Source organism: Caecibacteroides pullorum, from assembly GCF_019239235.1.
In the GTDB taxonomy this organism is placed as follows: Bacteria; Bacteroidota; Bacteroidia; order Bacteroidales; family Bacteroidaceae; genus Bacteroides; species Bacteroides pullorum.
In genome coordinates, this window is the sequence record NZ_JAAZTS010000001.1 from 353,952 (window position 1) to 369,536 (window position 15,585).

Here is a 15,585-nt window from a genome sequence, read left to right on the forward strand (position 1 = left end):
TGGAGATTGATAGTGAATTTTTAATTCTTAAACGATGATCCGTAAGGAACAATTTGTCGCTATCTGTGTTCTTTTATTTGCATGGAAAGCTTTATCTTTGTTTGTTCTTAAATAGAGATATATGTATGAAGAAATTTATTTATATAGATTGGCATCGCTTGTTTACGAGCCGTTGGCGTTTTGGAATATGTTTCGGGGGCGTGATTGTGGTGGCAGTAGTAACTTTTTGGTTGAATGGTATCCCTTTCCGTGCGGGGTTTGAAATAGTTGATGATTTGGGAGGAAATGTTTTCCCTTCGAGTATTTTGTCGGTGGCCACTACCGATGCGCAGGTCATTGTGCCTTCCGATTCCGTGTATGTGGGCAACCCGAAGTCGTGCATTGCGGTCCGCCTGCGTTCGGGGCGCAGCTACACGCGTGTCCGTATCGAAGTGGCCGAGACACCGTTCTTCTCCCATTCGGTGTCCGAGTTTGTGTTGCCCCGTCCGCGTACCGAGTACATTATCTATCCTGATATCATCTGGAACTACGAGGCCTTGAAGGCCAACGAACAGGCCGAACCAATCAGTGTGGCCGTTACGGTGGAGGTGAACGGCAAGGCGTTGGGGCAGAAGGTGCGTACCTTCTCCGTGCGAAGTATCAATGAGTGTCTGTTGGGTTACGTCACCAATGGTACCAAATTCCATGATACGGGCATCTTCTTTGCCGCCTACGTCAACGAGGAAAATCCGATGATAGACCGTCTGCTCCGCGAGGCGCTCAACACGCGCATTGTCAACCGCTTCCTGGGCTATCAGGGCGGGACGGCGGAGGCTGTTGACAAGCAGGTGTATGCCTTGTGGAACGTGTTGCAGAAGCGTAACTTCCGTTACAGCTCGGTATCGAACACCAGCCTTTCGAGTAACATTGTCTTTTCCCAGCGGGTACGTACTTTTGACGATGCGTTGGAGTCGTCTCAGATCAATTGCGTGGACGGCAGCGTCTTGTTCGCTTCCCTGTTGCGTGCCATCAACATCGAGCCGATACTGGTGCGCATACCCGGCCACATGTTTGTGGGCTACTATACCGACAGCCAGCACAAGGACATGAACTTTCTCGAGACGACGATGATAGGAGATGTTGACCTGGACGATTTTTTCCCCGATGAGCAGCTGGACTCCACGATGGTGGGCAAGTCGCAGAACCAGATGTCGCGCATCACGTTCGACAAGTCGAAGGAGTATGCCAACAAGAAGTACCGCCAGCACGAGGAGGGCATCCACTCGGGCAAGCTGAACTACATGTTCCTGGAAATATCGAAGGAAGTGCGCAGGAAGATACAGCCCATCGGCAAATAAGGCTTGTTTTTGTACCTGCCGCTTGCAAATCATCGCCGGGAGTGTTACCTTTGCGAAGTTAAGTCAGAGTCAACGATATGGAATCATTCAAGAAGTATATTTCTCCGGGTGCGTGGTTTTCCATGGAATACCCGGCCGTGTGGAGCGAATTCGAAGACAGCGAAGACTCGTTCCTGTTCTATAATCCCGACGAATGGACGGGTAATTTCCGCATTTCGGCCTATCGGGGCAATACGGCTGATTGCGGGCGCGAGTCCGTACGGCAGGAGCTGAAGGAGAACGCTTCGGCTGTACGGGTACGTGTGGGTGCGCTGGATTGTGCCTATAGCAAGGAGATGTTTGAGGAAGGCGGCGAATACTATACGTCGCACATCTGGATTACGGGTGTGGACGATGTGGTCTTTGAGTGCTCGTTCACCGTGCGCAAGGGTGAATCCGTGGCCGAGGCCGAGCGGGTGATTGCTTCCCTGCAGGTGCGTAAGCCGGGCGTGAAGTATCCTGCCGAGCTCATCCCCGTCCGTCTCTCCGAAATCTATCAGATAGACGAAGCCTACGAATGGGTGGAGAAGACGGTGAAAGACCTGCTGAAGAAGGACTTCCAGGGTGTGGAAGAAGACGTGGAAAGCATGCAGCAGGTGGTGGACCGCGGCGTGATAGGCCCCAAGAAGAAAGACCAGTGGCTGGCACTGGGCATCACCCTCTGCGTCATCATGGCCAACGAAGTGGACGGGCTGGAGTGGCGTACGCTGATAGACGGCAACCGCGAGGTCCCCGTATTGCTCAACACCGCGACCGGCCAATGGACAGATCCCATGAAACTGGCGTGGAGCAAGGTGAAGGCCGGCGAGAAGGTCAACCTGGCGGAAGCCTATTGCAATGCTTGATAATTCTTCATTTTTCATTCTTCATTCTTCATTTAAACCAATGTCTCCCATACTGCAAGTAGAAAATCTCACCAAGTCGTTCGGCGACCTGGTCTTGTTTGAAAATATATCCTTCGGCCTGGCCGAAGGCCAACGTGTCGGACTGATTGCCAAGAACGGAAGCGGCAAGTCCACCCTGCTCAACATCCTCTCGGGAAAGGAGGGTTACGACGAGGGAAAGATATCCTTTCGCCGAGATCTTCGTGTGGGCTATCTTGAACAAAGTCCCTCGTATCCCGAAGAACTGACCGTACTCGAAGCCTGTTTCCATCATGGCAACACGACCGTGGACCTCATCAAGGACTACGAGCACTGCATGGAGACCGAAGGCCATCCCGGCCTGGACGAGCTGCTCGTGCGCATGGACCACGAGAAGGCGTGGGACTACGAGCAGAAGGCCAAGCAGATACTTTCCCAACTGAAGATACGCGACTTCGACCAGCAGGTGAAGCACCTCTCCGGCGGGCAGCTGAAGCGTGTGGCGCTGGCCAACACCCTTATCACCGAGCCCGACCTCCTCATCCTCGACGAGCCCACCAACCACCTCGACCTCGACATGACCGAGTGGCTGGAAGAATACCTGCGACGGACGAACCTTACCCTGCTCATGGTGACGCACGACCGTTACTTCCTCGACCGTGTCTGCTCCGAAATCATTGAGATAGACAACCGCACGATTTATTCCTACAAGGGTAACTACAGCTACTACCTGGAGAAGCGTCAGGAACGTATCGACGCCAAGACGGTGGAGGTGGAGCGCGCCAACAACCTGTACCGCACTGAGCTGGAGTGGATGCGCCGCATGCCCCAGGCCCGCGGCCATAAGGCCCGCTACCGCGAGGAGGCCTTCTACGAACTGGAGAAGGTGGCCAAGCAGCGCTTCCACGACGCCAACGTGAAGCTCGACGTCAAGGCTTCCTACATCGGCAACAAGATATTCGAGGCCGACCACCTGTGCAAGGCTTTCGGCGACCTAAAGATATTGGACGATTTCTCCTACATCTTCGCTCGCTACGAGAAGATGGGCATCGTGGGCAACAACGGAACGGGCAAGTCAACCTTCATCAAGATACTGATGGGGCTGGTGAAGCCCGACAGCGGCACGCTGGACATCGGCGAGACCGTCCGTTTCGGCTACTACTCGCAGGACGGGCTTCAGTTCAACGAGCAGATGAAGGTCATTGACGTGGTGCAGGACATTGCCGAGGTTATCGAACTGGGTAACGGCCGTCGGCTCACCGCCTCGCAGTTCCTCCAGCACTTCCTCTTCACGCCCGAGACGCAGCACAGCTATGTCTACAAGCTGAGCGGAGGCGAACGCCGCCGCCTCTACCTCTGTACGGTGCTGATGCGCAACCCCAACTTCCTCGTGCTGGACGAGCCCACCAACGACCTCGACATCGTTACTCTGCAGGTGCTCGAAGAATATCTGCAAGGCTTCAAGGGATGCGTCATCGTTGTCAGCCACGACCGCTACTTCATGGACAAGGTGGTGGACCACCTGCTGGTGTTCAACGGCGGGGGCGACATCCGCGACTTCCCAGGCAACTACACGCAGTACCGCGAATGGAAGGAGGTCAAGGCACGCCACGACAAGGAACAGCAGGCGGTCGCCAAACCGCAAGCTGCCGCCAAGCCCGCGCGCACCCGTCAGGACGAGAAGCGCCGCATGAGTTTCAAGGAACGCCGCGAGTTCGAACAGCTCGAGAAGGAAATTGCCGAGCTCGAAGCCGAGAAGAAGGCCGTCGAGGAAGCCTTGTGCAGCGGCACGCTTTCGGTGGACGAACTGACAGAGAAGTCGAAGCGCCTGCCGCAGCTGACGGACCTGATTGATGAAAAGACAATGCGATGGTTGGAATTGAGCGAGCTGGAATAAGTATGGAAGGAAGAAGCAACTACCACAGCCACTCCCTCTATTGCGACGGCCGTGCCGGCATGGAGGACTTTGTCCGCTTTGCCCTGAGTAGCGGCTTCACTTCTTATGGCTTCTCCTCGCATGCTCCGCTGCCTTTCCCCACGGCTTGGACCATGGAGTGGGACCGCATGGACGACTATGTGGCCGAGTTCCGCCGTCTCAAGGAGAAGTATGCCGGACGCATCGAACTATACCTCGGGCTGGAGATTGATTACCTGAACGAGAAGAGCCATCCCGCCATCGAACGTTTCCGCCGCCTGCCGCTGGACTACCGCATCGGCTCCGTCCACCTGCTCTACGACGACGAAGGCCGCGTGGTAGACGCCGACCTCTCCGCCGAGAAGTTCCGACAGATGGTCGATAAGCATTTTCAGGGCGATGTGGAGCGGGTGGTGCGCCTCTACTACGAGCGCTCGCGGCGCATGGTGGAGCTGGGCGGCTTCGACATCGTGGGCCATGCCGACAAGATTCATTACAACGCCGCCTATTGCCGTCCCGGCATTCTGGAAGAGCCGTGGTACGATCGCCTGGTGCGCGACTATTTCGCCGAGATTGCCCGCCGTGGCTATCAGGTGGAAATCAATACGAAGGCCTGGTCGGAGCTGGGCACCTTCTATCCCGACGAACGCTACTTTCCGTTACTCCGTGAGCTGGGTATCCGTGTACAGGTGAACAGCGACGCCCACTATCCCGAGCGCATCGCCAGCGGTATGGCCGAGGCTTACCGGGCCCTGCGCCGTGCAGGCTTCACGTCCGTCATGCGGCTTCGGGGCGGGCAGTGGACTGAGATTCCCTTTTAGACAGGCAGTGCCGTTTGTTTCTCCGCACAGTAACTGGAGTTTCCCTGCGCGGAAACACCAGTTCCCCTACTAGGAAACTGGAGTTCCCCTACTAGGAAACTGGAGTTCCCATAGGCGGAAACGCTCGTTCCCATAGGCAGGAAACAACCGTTCCCCTGCGAGGAAACGGATGCTTCCTCGGCAGGGGAACGGATGGATGATTGCAGCTTGTCGGCCCGATGCTGCTATGTCGTGGCATTTTCAGTGCCAGGCATCAATCATTTCTTCAAGAGGAACTCGTCGATAGCCTTCTTGTACGTGGCCTTGTCGGCGGCGCCGCGCATCAGCTGCGGCTGCTCCTTCAGGGGGATGAGTACAAAGAGGGGAATGCTGGTGGCGTTGAACAGGGCGGCGAGCTCCTGCTCCTTGTCCACGTTCACCTTGTAGATGGTGATTTTTCCGGCATATTCCTTGGCCAGTTCCTTCATGATGGGAGCCACCTTGCGGCAGGGGCCGCACCAGTCGGCGTAGAGGTCGATGATGGCGGGTTTGTCTCCCTTGTATTTCCATTCCTTGCTGTTCTCATAGTCGAACACCTTGTCGATGAACATGGCCTTGTCCATCACAATCACCTCCTGAGCGTGGCCGAGGAGGGCGGTGGCCGCGAGGGCCAGGGTAAGCAATAACTTCCTCATGTTAATGGAGAATTGAAAATTGATAATGGATAATTAATACCTCATGCCTGGCTTTCGATGAGTTCGACCAGCTGATTGCTCTGCACCACGCCCGACTGCCGCCACACCTGCTGTCCGCCCTTGAAGAGCATCAGCGTGGGGACGGCCTGAATCTGGTATTTCATGGCCAGTGCCTGCTGTTCGTCCACGTCTATCTTGACGATGCGCGCCTTGTTGCCCACGCGGGCCTTGACGTTCTCCAGTATGGGGCGCATCATCTTGCAGGGGCCGCACCACGTGGCGTAGAAGTCCACCAGCACGGGCTCTGCGGTATTGTTGATCAGTTCTTCAAATTTTTCCATAATCGTATTTTGTTAGTGGGTTGATAATGTTATGTACAAACAAACCTTGCGTCGTTTTGGTTCACTCTACGATGCTCAGCTCGTCGATGAGGTGCGAGGCACCGGCATACTTCTCGATGATGAAGAGCGTGTAGCGGATGTCCACGCAGGCGGCGCGCTGCGACGAGGGGCGGAAGGCGATGTCGCCCGTCAGGCCTTCGTAGTTGCGGTCGAAGGCGGTGCCGATGAGCTCGCCGCGGGCGTTGAACACGGGGCTGCCGGAGTTGCCGCCGGTGTTGTCCGTGTCCACGATGAAGCACACGGGCATCCGTCCGTCCTCGAGGGCATAGCGGCCGAAGTCTTTCGTCTTCCAGAGCTGCTTCAGCTTGTCGGGCACCACGAACTCCCAGTTCGTCGGGTCTTCCTTCTGCATCACGCCTTCCAGTGTCGTCTGGTAGTCGTAGACGGCTCCGTCGGCAGGTTCGTAGGAAGCCACCTTGCCGTAGGTCAGTCGCAGGGTGGAGTTGGCGTCGGGATAGATGGGCTGTCCGTTGGCCTGGCGCAGGTCCATCATGCCCTTGACCCACGTCTTGTGGGCGGCGTTGTAGTCGCGGTTGGCGTCCATCATGGCGATGGCCGTCTGCAGCAGGCCGTCGGTGATGGAGTACTTGAAGAGCACCATCCAGTCGCTGGTCACTTTGTAGAGCTTGGGCTTGCGGATGAACTTGTCGAAGTTCTCGCGGCTACCGAAGATGGAGTACTTGAAGCAGGCGTCGATGAAGGCGTCCGTATCACCCTTGAAGCGCTTGTCGATGACCTGGAAGATGCCGATGCGCTGGTCGGCGGGGATGTACTGGGCATACGTGCGCAGCATCTCCTTGCCCACGAGTTTCTCCACTTCGGGATAGGGGACAGAGGCGAAATACTTGTCGGCTGCCTGGCGCAGACTGTCCGTGGCCGCCTGGATGGTTGCCTTGTCCTTGCTCTTGAGGGCGGTGGCGAGGGCGGTGGTGCTGGGGATGCGCATGAAGTCGAGTGCCGTGACCAGTGCCTCCTGGATGGCCTGCTGGTGGTAGAGGGCGGGGCGGCGCTTCTGCACGATGGCACGGATACGGTCGAAGGCGGCCTGATAGGTCGTGTCGCCCAGCTCGCGTCCGCGTTGCAGCAGGGCTTCCTGCTGGGCACTCTTGGTGTCGAGCACGTGGAGGCGCACGAGGCCTTCGTTCATGCCGATGGCGTTCTTCCAGTAGTTGGCGCTGGAGGCGTACTTGCTGGCGTAGTGGATGCGCACGGCGTCATCCTTGAGCATCTGCTCCATGAGGACGCGCTGGCGGGCGTCGCGCACGTGGTGGCGCATGAAGTTGGTCGTCTGCATCCGCTCCTCCACCTCGTCGGCTATCATGTAGCGCCAGTTGCGGCCGGGGAAGCCCATGACGAAGGCAAAGTCGCCCTCCTTGTAGCCGCGGAGGCTGATGTTGAGGTGCTTCTTCACGCGCAGGGGCACGTTGTCCGGGCTATAGGCGGCGGGGCGTCCGTCCTTGTCGGCGTAGATGCGGAACAGGGAGAAGTCGCCCGTGTGGCGGGGCCACATCCAGTTGTCCGTGTCGGCACCGAACTTGCCGATGCTCGACGGCGGCGCGCCCACCATGCGGATGTCGCTGTACTCGGTCTTCACGAAGAGGTAGTAGCGGTTGCCACCGTAGAAGGCTTTCAGTTCGGCTTTTCCGCCTGTGCCGAGGGCGATGTTTTGTTCTTTCAGGAAGCGTTCGCACACCTGAGTCAGGTACTTGGGCGAGAGGTAGTTGGTGCCCTGCGGGTCGGCGTCCTTGGCCAGCTGCTGCCGTACGTAGTCCGTCACGTCGAGGATGCGGTCGATGAAGGTCACGGTGAGTCCCTTGCAGGGTAGCTCCTCCTGCCGGCTCATGGCCCAGAAGCCGGCCGTCAGGTAGTCGTGCTCTATGCTGGAGTGCTGCTGGATAGCGCTGTAGCCACAGTGGTGGTTGGTCAGCACCAGGCCTTCGGCCGAGATGACCTCGCCCGTGCAGCCTCCGCCGAAGTGAACGACGGCATCCTTCAGGGCAATACCTTCGGGGTTGTAAATGGAGTCGGCAGGTAGCAGTAGGCCCAGTTCCTGCATGGCCGCCTCGTTTTGCCGTTTCAAGTCGGTCAGCATCCACATGCCTTCGTCAGCCGGGGCGGGGAGTGTCAGGGCAGTCAGAGCTGCCGCAAATAACAGTCTTTTCATATATAGATGAGGGTTAAAGTGAAAAAATAGGCACGGATTTCGCGGAAGTTTCACGGCCGTTTTGATTTCTCTCCGTGATAATCCGTGTAATCCGTGCTTTGTTATTTTATTATTCCACGATGGTCATCTCGTCGATGAGGTGCCCGCAGCCGCCCAGCTTATCGAGGATGAAGAGCATGTAGCGGATGTCGAGTGCGATACAACGCTGCAGGTTGTTGTCGAAGTTGATGTCACCGCTTAGCGATTCCCAGTTACCGTCGAAAGCACAGCCGATGAGGCGTCCTTCACCGTCGATGACGGGCGAGCCGGAGTTACCGCCGGTTATGTCGTTTGTCGTCAGGAAGCATACGGGCATGGTGCCGTCGGCCATGGCATAGCGTCCGAAGTCCTTCTTCTGGATGAGTTCCTTCAGCTTGGCCGGAACCACGAACTCGGGGTTCTCGGGATCTTCTTTCTCGAGGATACCGTCGGTAGTGGTAAAATACTTGTAGTGTACGCCGTCTTTCGGATTGTAGGACTTCACGTTGCCATAAGTCAGGCGGATGGTGAAGTTAGCGTCGGGATAGGAAGGCACGGGTTGTTTCATCTCGCCCAGTCCTCGGATGTAAGCCTTATGCAGTAGTTCGATTTCTTGTGCGTACTGGTTGTATTCGGCAGCGGCTTCTTTCAGCTTGTCTAGCTTGGTGCGGCTGAAGTTGGTGGCCAGGTCACGGTTAATGGCCTTCACGCTAGGCTTCTTCAGGAACTTGTCCAAGTTGGCGCGGCTGCCCATGATGGAGGTATCGAAGAGGTCGTCTACGTAGGCGTTATAGTCGCCCTTATATTCCTTCTCAATGGTCTGGTAGAAGGCGGGTAGTTCTTCGGGTGTCAGAGCCTTGGCAAGTGCGGGCAAAATGGCTTTGGCAACGGCGCGATCCACCTGCTGGTCGTAATCCTTGTTGTGGATGCTTTCGTACACTTCTTCCAGCTGCTTCTTGGTGGCTTGGAGCAGGGAGTCGTTCTTTGTCTCGATGGCTTCCTTCATCTTGTCCATCAGCGCAGGCGGGCAGCCGAACTCGATGGCTCCGCTCAGAGCCTCACTAGTGTACTCCAGGCGGCGCAGTGAGGGAGACATCTTCTCCACGAGGGTGTCTATCTTTTCTACCACGCCTTCGTATTCGGGCTTGCCTTGGGCGAAGGAGGCGAAGCGTTTCTCTTGTTCAGCCTTGGTGGCGAGCACGGCGTTGTCCACGATAGCCTTGTTCATGCCAATGGAGTTCTTCCAGTAGTTGCTGCTACCAGCGAACTTGTTGGCATACTGGATACGGGTCTTGTCACTCTGGCGCATGTACTTCTTCAGTACGTCGAGGTAAACGGTACGCATGTCGATCATGGCTTGGTTGACGGCGGTCATACGTTGGCGTACTTCGCTTTGTGTGAGGTAACGTTCGGTAGAACCGGGGAAGCCCATGATCATGGCATAGTCACCTTCGTTGAGTCCCTTCAGCGAGATAGAAAGGTACTTCGGGGTCTTCAAGGGTACATTGTCAGCGCTGTATTCGGCAGGCTCTCCGTTCTTGTCAGCATAGATGCGGAACATAGAGAAATCGCCTGTATGACGGGGCCACATCCAGTTGTCCGTCTCGCCGCCGAATTTGCCTACGCTCGAGGGCGGAGCAGCCACCATGCGCACGTCGCTATAGACCTTATAATAGAAAAGGTAATACTTGTTTCCGGCGTAGAAAGGCAGAGCGCGTACTTCGATGCCGGGTTTGCCCTTGAGGTCGCTCTTCTCCAGTTCTTCCTTGGCCAGCTTGCCGAGGAACTTGTTGGTCATGGCTTCGTATTCGTCCACTTCACCGGCCTTTACTTTGGCGTTCACCAGGTCGGTGATGTCTACGATACGATGCACAAAGCGGAACTTCAGTCCCGGCGTAGGCAGTTCCTCGGCACGGCTCTTGGCCCAGAAGCCGTCCGTCAGGTAGTCGTGCTCCACGCTGGAGTGCTGCTGGATGGAGGCATATCCGCAGTGGTGGTTGGTCAGGATGAGGCCTTCGGGAGAGATGATTTCACCGGTACATCCTCCGCCGAAGATGCCGACGGCATCCTTCAGCGACACGCCATTGGGGTTATAGAGGTCGTCGGCTTCCAGCTTCAGACCCTGTTTCTTCATCATATCGATGGAATTCTGCTGCTTCATCAGCTGAAGCAGCCACATGCCTTCGTCGGCCTGCGCCGAGAAGGTGAATGCTGCGGCGAGAGCCGCAACAAGGTACTTCTTGATTTTCATGTATGTCACTTAAATTAGTAATGATTTATTTGTTGTTGTTTCTTTATAAAGTCTTTACTGAGGCATGGGCAACTTGCCTTCGCGGATGGCATCCATCACGTTGGCAGGTGCGCGCTGGGCCAGGTACTCCTTTTTCATGAAGTCCATGTAGGGAGCCACATGATTGAAGAACTGTCGGTAGCCGGCACAGAGGTAGTTGAGGCCTGGTTCGCCGTTAGTCGTGCGGGCAAAACGGTTCTTGGGACAGTCGCCGTTGCAGGCGAAGAGCCATTCACACTCTTTGCACTGGCGGGGCAGGGAGTCGTATTTGGCCTGGCCGAAGCGTTGCTGGCGTTCACTGTACATCATCTCCACCAGTGTCTGTTGGTAGATGTTGCCCAGCTTGTATTCGGGGAAGACGAAGTGGTCGCATGCATAGACGTCACCGTTGAATTCCATTACGCCGGCATGGCCACATGTCCGTGCCATGGAGCATACGCCGGGCTGTTCGCCTACCCAATTGGCCAGTGTGGAGTCGAAGATCTGGATGTAGTACGTGCCCACATCTTCTTTGACCCACAGATCGAACAGGCGGCAGAGGAAGTTACCCCATTGTTCGGGGCTGACAGAGAAGTCGGCCAGTGGCGCGTTATCGCCATCGGCCAGCGAAGCCAGGTGGCGTCCGTCACCGTGGGGCAGGATACGTTCTACAATGGGAGCGAACTGGATGTAATGGCATCCCAGATCCTTGAAGAAGCGGTAAAACTCCTCGGGATAGTCGGCGTTGTATTCGTTCACCACTGCCATGCCGTTCCATTCCACGCCGTGCTTCTTCAGCAGATTGATGCCTTGCATCACTTTGTGGAATGAGGGGCGTCCCTGTTTGTTCTTGCGGTACTCGTCGTGGAATTCCTGCGGGCCGTCGATAGAAACCCCCACCAGCCAGTTGTTCTCCTTGAAAAACTGGCACCACTCGTCGGTGAGCAGTGTGCCGTTGGTCTGTATGCAATTGTCGATGGTACGTCCGTTGGCATATTTCTTCTGAAGTTCCATGGCCCGTTTGTAGAAAGACAGAGGGCGCATCAACGTTTCTCCACCGTGCCAGGTGAAGAGCACCTGCGGCATGGTCTGTGAGTTGATGTATTCTTCGATGAACTTCTCCAGCAATTCCTCGCTCATCACGTGCTTGGGATTTTCTTTGTACAGCTTGGCCTTCTCCAGGTAGTAGCAATAGTCGCATGCAAGGTTGCATACGGCTCCTACAGGCTTTAACATCACGTAGAGCGGTTTGGCAAAGGGTGCGTAGGTAGACATGTCTGTATCTTGTAGCTTTTGATTAATTTATGTGCAAAAATACGTAAAGCAAATGAAAATACGTTTTTTGCCTCTTCCTTTATAAGGATTATTAATACCTTTGCGGCGTGAAAATCCTAAATACATTTCTTACATGGACATGAACAAGATGTGTGTTAATTGCACTATCCCTTTGATGCTGTTGCTTGTGCTTTTTACTTCTTGTAGCAAGCGCTATAAGATAGAAGGAAAATCTTCTGTAACGAGTTTGGATGGCAAAATGCTATATTTGAAGTCTTTGCAGGAGGGTGATTGGGTGACAGTTGATTCGGCGGAAGTAATCCATGGTCTGTTTAAGATGAAGGGGCCTGCCGACAGTGTCAGGATGGTAACTCTCTATATGGGTGATGAAGGTTTGATGCCGCTGGTTCTTGAAAATGGACATATTCGCGTTAGCATTGCAAATACGCAGATGGAGGCGAGTGGTACTCCTTTGAATGACAGGCTTTATGAATTTATTGATAAGCGTAATTCAATGGAGTTGGCTGTCGAGGAAGTAGAGCGTAAAGAAGCACGTATGGTTCTTGACGGTGTGGCTCTGGACGACATACATGGACAGTTGGAGCAAGAAGCCGATTCGCTGATACGCGTGATGGATACTTACGTGAAAGGTTTTATTGTGGATAATTTCGAGAATGTTCTGGGTCCCAGTGTCTTTATGATGATGTGCAGTACTTTACCCTATCCGGTGATGACTCCAGCTGTTGAAGAGATTATGAAGGAGGCTCCTCTTTCGTTCAAGGAGCATGTGTTGGTGAAGGATTTCATATCCAAGGCCAAAGAGAACATGAAACTGCTTGAAGAGCAAAAACGTTTGCGTCAGAACGTTGCCTCCACGCAGCCTTGAGCGCAGCAAGTCCGTATACTTAAGAAAGAGAGTGAATTCTAAGGCTCAGACGAGTTAGAATTCACTCTCTTTCTGTATATCTATGTCTTCTTAATCTGTTGTGGCCTCTCACTTTAATACAGTGCTTTATGACCCTCTGACGAAGCACTGTATGAGGGGCTGACGAAGCACTGCATGAGACCCTGATGAAGCACTGTGTTATAAGGTTATAAAGCACTGTGTTGAAATGGTAGGAAATTTTCGTGTTGGCTTCGATTAATAGACTATCGGTCCTGATCGTCGTTTTGCACCATGCCTTTGTACTTTTCGGGTAGGGCGCTTTCTACGGCAGCATAGGCTTCGGTCATGGTTGCTTTCACGTTTTCCGGTCCCTTACACTTGGGTGGAATGGGTTCGTGGATGGTCAGTGTGAGGCTGTGGCGGTGTATCCACTTTCCTGTGCGGGGTAGGATTTCAAAGGAACCGTCAATCGTGACAGGCACTACGGCTAGTTGTAGGTCGTCGGCCAGCTGGAAAGCACCGCGCTTGAAGTAACCCATATGGCCTGTGAACGTGCGTGCACCTTCAGGAAAAACGACGAGTGACACCCCATCTTTCAGCGACGCTTCGGCTTTACGCATCATAGCAACCATCTTTTTCGGATTGCCGCGTTCCACGAAGATGTGGCCCGCGCTTTCGCAAGCTTTGCCCACGAACGGAATTTTCCGTAAGCTCTTCTTCATCATCCACTTGAAGTTACGTCCAAGGAAACCATAGATGAGAAAAATGTCGAAAGCGCCTTGATGGTTGGGGACGAAGACATAGGAAGTATGTTTATGTAGTTTCTCGCGTCCCACTACATGAACAGGAATCAGTAAGAGGTAACATGTTAGCAGTGACCATATCTTACCGGGATAGTAACCCCAGATGTGTGCTCCACCCAGTAGTGAACCGATGATGGTAACCAAAGCTGTCAGGATGGTCAATACTAGGAATAGGGGGACTGCAATGCAAATCTGATAGATGTAGTAGAGAAACTTCATAATACTGGCTATTTTTCGGGACAAAGATAATAATTTTTACAGCTTCCCTGTTTCTCTTTACCCTTTTTTCTTCTTCAGCGTGATGACGGTAATCTCAGGCCAGGCACCGAAGCGGAATGGGAGTCCGACGTAGCCGATACCCACGTTAACGTAGAGTGCTCGTGCCCCTTCGTAGTACATGCCCGACCATTCCGGGTATTTCAGTGACGAAAGCGAGCGACCGAAGAAGGTCATCTGCATGGCGTGTGTATGCCCGGCCAGCATCAGGTCGATGTCCGATTCTGGCAGTACTTCGCGTCGCCAATGTGTAGGGTTATGACTCAGTAGGATACTGAACATTCCTTTCGTACCATGGGTGGCTTGTGCCAGGTCGGCGTGTTGAGGGAAAGGTGGCTCACCATCGTTTTCTACACCAATGAGGGCAATACTGTCTCCTTTGTGGTGTAGAATAACGTGGTTATTATCCAATAATTGCCAGCCCATAGCCTGCTGCTCATTCCGCAGGTATTGCAGGTTATCAGCTTCTTCATGACTGTTTTTCCAGTGATAGTAAGTGCCGTAGTCGTGATTGCCTAGAACAGAGTAAACACCGTCAGAGGCTTTCAGGCGCGATAGGATTGGACGGAAAGCGTCTAGCTCGTGGCTCTGTTGATTCACCAAGTCTCCTGTAAAGACAATGAGGTCAGCTTGCTGGCTGTTGGTTAATTTCACCAGTTTCTCTATGGCTGTGGGGCGACCCTGCCAACTGCCGATATGGATGTCCGACAACTGGGCGATGCGATAGCCGTCGAAGCCTTCGGGCAGGCGGTCCGATTCATAGGTTACTTCCTTTACTTCGAAACGCGTGATGCCTGCTGTGGCACCATAAATCACATTGACGAAACTTACAATGCCAAGTACCAAGCCTAGAATGGTGAACGGTGCACGGTGAACAATAAAGGGAGCCCGAGGACTGCGAAACGTTGTGTGTAGTACGACAGCTGAAAAACAGCGTCCCACACCGCGACATAGTATGCCGAGCAGTGAGCAAAGCATGAACAGTATTTTAGGTACGGCCAGGGCCATGACGGCAATAGCCAGGCGGCCGATGGCTTGTGGATGATGAGCCAGAGCATTGTCGCCTGTCAGGTAGATAAGATACAGGTATAGCAGAACCAGGGTAGCGGAGGGTAGCCAATAGGCAGCACGCCGTACGAAGTTTTTCGTTCGCCGTACAATGTACACTAAATAGATGTATAGATCCGGTAGAAGTAAAGCAAGAAGTAGGATTAATGTGATTCGGTGCATATGTCTTTCAAGTCTTCAATGTCTTTTTTGATTTGGTTCAAGTTCTTGTAGATGAGGTGCTGGTAGAGCAGCCAAATGACAGTGGCTTCAAACAGTATGAAGACGCCGATGATGACTGCTTGTATGAGGGTCGGCAGGTGATAGAACTCCATGGCCCAATAATAGATACCTCCGAAGAGCAGTACCCAAAGGCTGATGGCAGCTACTTCCTGGCGTGTCCACAGACGCAACTTGACGATACGTCGGCTCACTTCAGCAATAGGCAGCAGATCGACACGCGTCTGTTGCATATAGCGGTAGGTGCGCCAGTCCCAGCCACCACCTGCTATTAGTGTCACAGCTAGAAAAATAAGCACGACTTGTAGTTTGGTACGTGTGTCTGTATTGTCAATTAACGAAGGAAGCAGCAGGCAGATGGTTCCAATAGCTATCAGGATGAACAGACCGATACAGAGCGAAATTCGTTGCAGACTCATGAGATTGCCCAGCTTTCGTTCTGCTTTATGTTTGTAGCAGGCAATGAGTTCTGTCACTCGTTCTTCAGTGGTAATATCCCGGTTTTGCAGATGCTTGTCCAACGTTTGCCATGATTTCTTCAATTCCTCCAGTTCCAT

Annotated in this window: 13 protein-coding genes; 5 read left to right on the top strand and 8 right to left on the bottom strand. The window is 54.0% G+C overall.

What is annotated here, in order from left to right:
• Positions 1 to 125: 125 nt before the first annotated feature.
• The 4 genes from HF894_RS01365 to HF894_RS01380 all read left to right on the top strand — a co-directional run bounded on the left by HF894_RS01365 (position 126) and on the right by HF894_RS01380 (position 4,975).
• Positions 126 to 1,337, top strand: a complete 1,212-nt coding sequence (locus tag HF894_RS01365) for a hypothetical protein (protein WP_204970828.1) — start codon at positions 126 to 128, stop codon at positions 1,335 to 1,337.
• A 77-nt stretch (positions 1,338 to 1,414) separates the two neighbouring features.
• Positions 1,415 to 2,221, top strand: a complete 807-nt coding sequence (locus tag HF894_RS01370; protein WP_204970829.1) for a DUF3805 domain-containing protein — start codon at positions 1,415 to 1,417, stop codon at positions 2,219 to 2,221.
• Positions 2,222 to 2,261: 40 nt separating this feature from the next.
• Entirely contained in the window at positions 2,262 to 4,136 is a 1,875-nt protein-coding gene (locus tag HF894_RS01375) for an ABC-F family ATP-binding cassette domain-containing protein (RefSeq protein WP_204970830.1), read from the top strand.
• Positions 4,137 to 4,138: 2 nt separating this feature from the next.
• Entirely contained in the window at positions 4,139 to 4,975 is an 837-nt protein-coding gene (locus HF894_RS01380) for a histidinol-phosphatase (RefSeq protein ID WP_075317460.1), read from the top strand.
• 257 nt (positions 4,976 to 5,232) lie between these two features.
• Here HF894_RS01380 and HF894_RS01385 read toward each other — a convergent pair whose 3' ends face one another.
• The 5 genes from HF894_RS01385 to HF894_RS01405 form a co-directional block, all read right to left on the bottom strand.
• Positions 5,233 to 5,649, bottom strand: coding sequence for a thioredoxin family protein (locus HF894_RS01385; RefSeq protein ID WP_075317459.1), 417 nt, complete (start codon positions 5,647 to 5,649; stop codon positions 5,233 to 5,235).
• A gap of 41 nt (positions 5,650 to 5,690) precedes the next feature.
• On the bottom strand, positions 5,691 to 5,990 hold the full coding sequence (gene trxA, locus HF894_RS01390; protein ID WP_204970831.1) for a thioredoxin: 300 nt from the start codon (positions 5,988 to 5,990) through the stop codon (positions 5,691 to 5,693).
• 61 nt (positions 5,991 to 6,051) lie between these two features.
• Positions 6,052 to 8,214, bottom strand: a complete 2,163-nt coding sequence (locus HF894_RS01395) for a S46 family peptidase (RefSeq protein WP_204970832.1) — start codon at positions 8,212 to 8,214, stop codon at positions 6,052 to 6,054.
• Between the two features lie 109 nt (positions 8,215 to 8,323).
• Complete coding sequence (locus tag HF894_RS01400) at positions 8,324 to 10,483, bottom strand: S46 family peptidase (protein ID WP_204970833.1); 2,160 nt, start codon at positions 10,481 to 10,483, stop codon at positions 8,324 to 8,326.
• Between the two features lie 54 nt (positions 10,484 to 10,537).
• The gene (locus HF894_RS01405; RefSeq protein ID WP_204970834.1) at positions 10,538 to 11,776 is read right to left on the bottom strand and encodes an anaerobic sulfatase-maturation protein; all 1,239 of its coding nucleotides are present in this window, start codon (positions 11,774 to 11,776) and stop codon (positions 10,538 to 10,540) included.
• Between the two features lie 139 nt (positions 11,777 to 11,915).
• Between HF894_RS01405 and HF894_RS01410 the strand changes: the two genes are divergently transcribed.
• Positions 11,916 to 12,662, top strand: coding sequence for a DUF4369 domain-containing protein (locus tag HF894_RS01410; RefSeq protein WP_075318995.1), 747 nt, complete (start codon positions 11,916 to 11,918; stop codon positions 12,660 to 12,662).
• 263 nt (positions 12,663 to 12,925) lie between these two features.
• On the opposite strand, the gene HF894_RS01415 is transcribed toward HF894_RS01410, so the two are convergent.
• The 3 genes from HF894_RS01415 to HF894_RS01425 are packed head-to-tail and all read right to left on the bottom strand — an operon-like array spanning position 12,926 to position 15,585.
• On the bottom strand, positions 12,926 to 13,684 hold the full coding sequence (locus HF894_RS01415; protein ID WP_204970835.1) for a lysophospholipid acyltransferase family protein: 759 nt from the start codon (positions 13,682 to 13,684) through the stop codon (positions 12,926 to 12,928).
• Between the two features lie 57 nt (positions 13,685 to 13,741).
• Positions 13,742 to 14,971, bottom strand: coding sequence for a metallophosphoesterase (locus tag HF894_RS01420; RefSeq protein WP_204970836.1), 1,230 nt, complete (start codon positions 14,969 to 14,971; stop codon positions 13,742 to 13,744).
• Entirely contained in the window at positions 14,953 to 15,585 is a 633-nt protein-coding gene (locus HF894_RS01425) for a hypothetical protein (RefSeq protein ID WP_204970837.1), read from the bottom strand. The genes HF894_RS01420 and HF894_RS01425 overlap by 19 nt, the downstream gene beginning before the upstream one ends.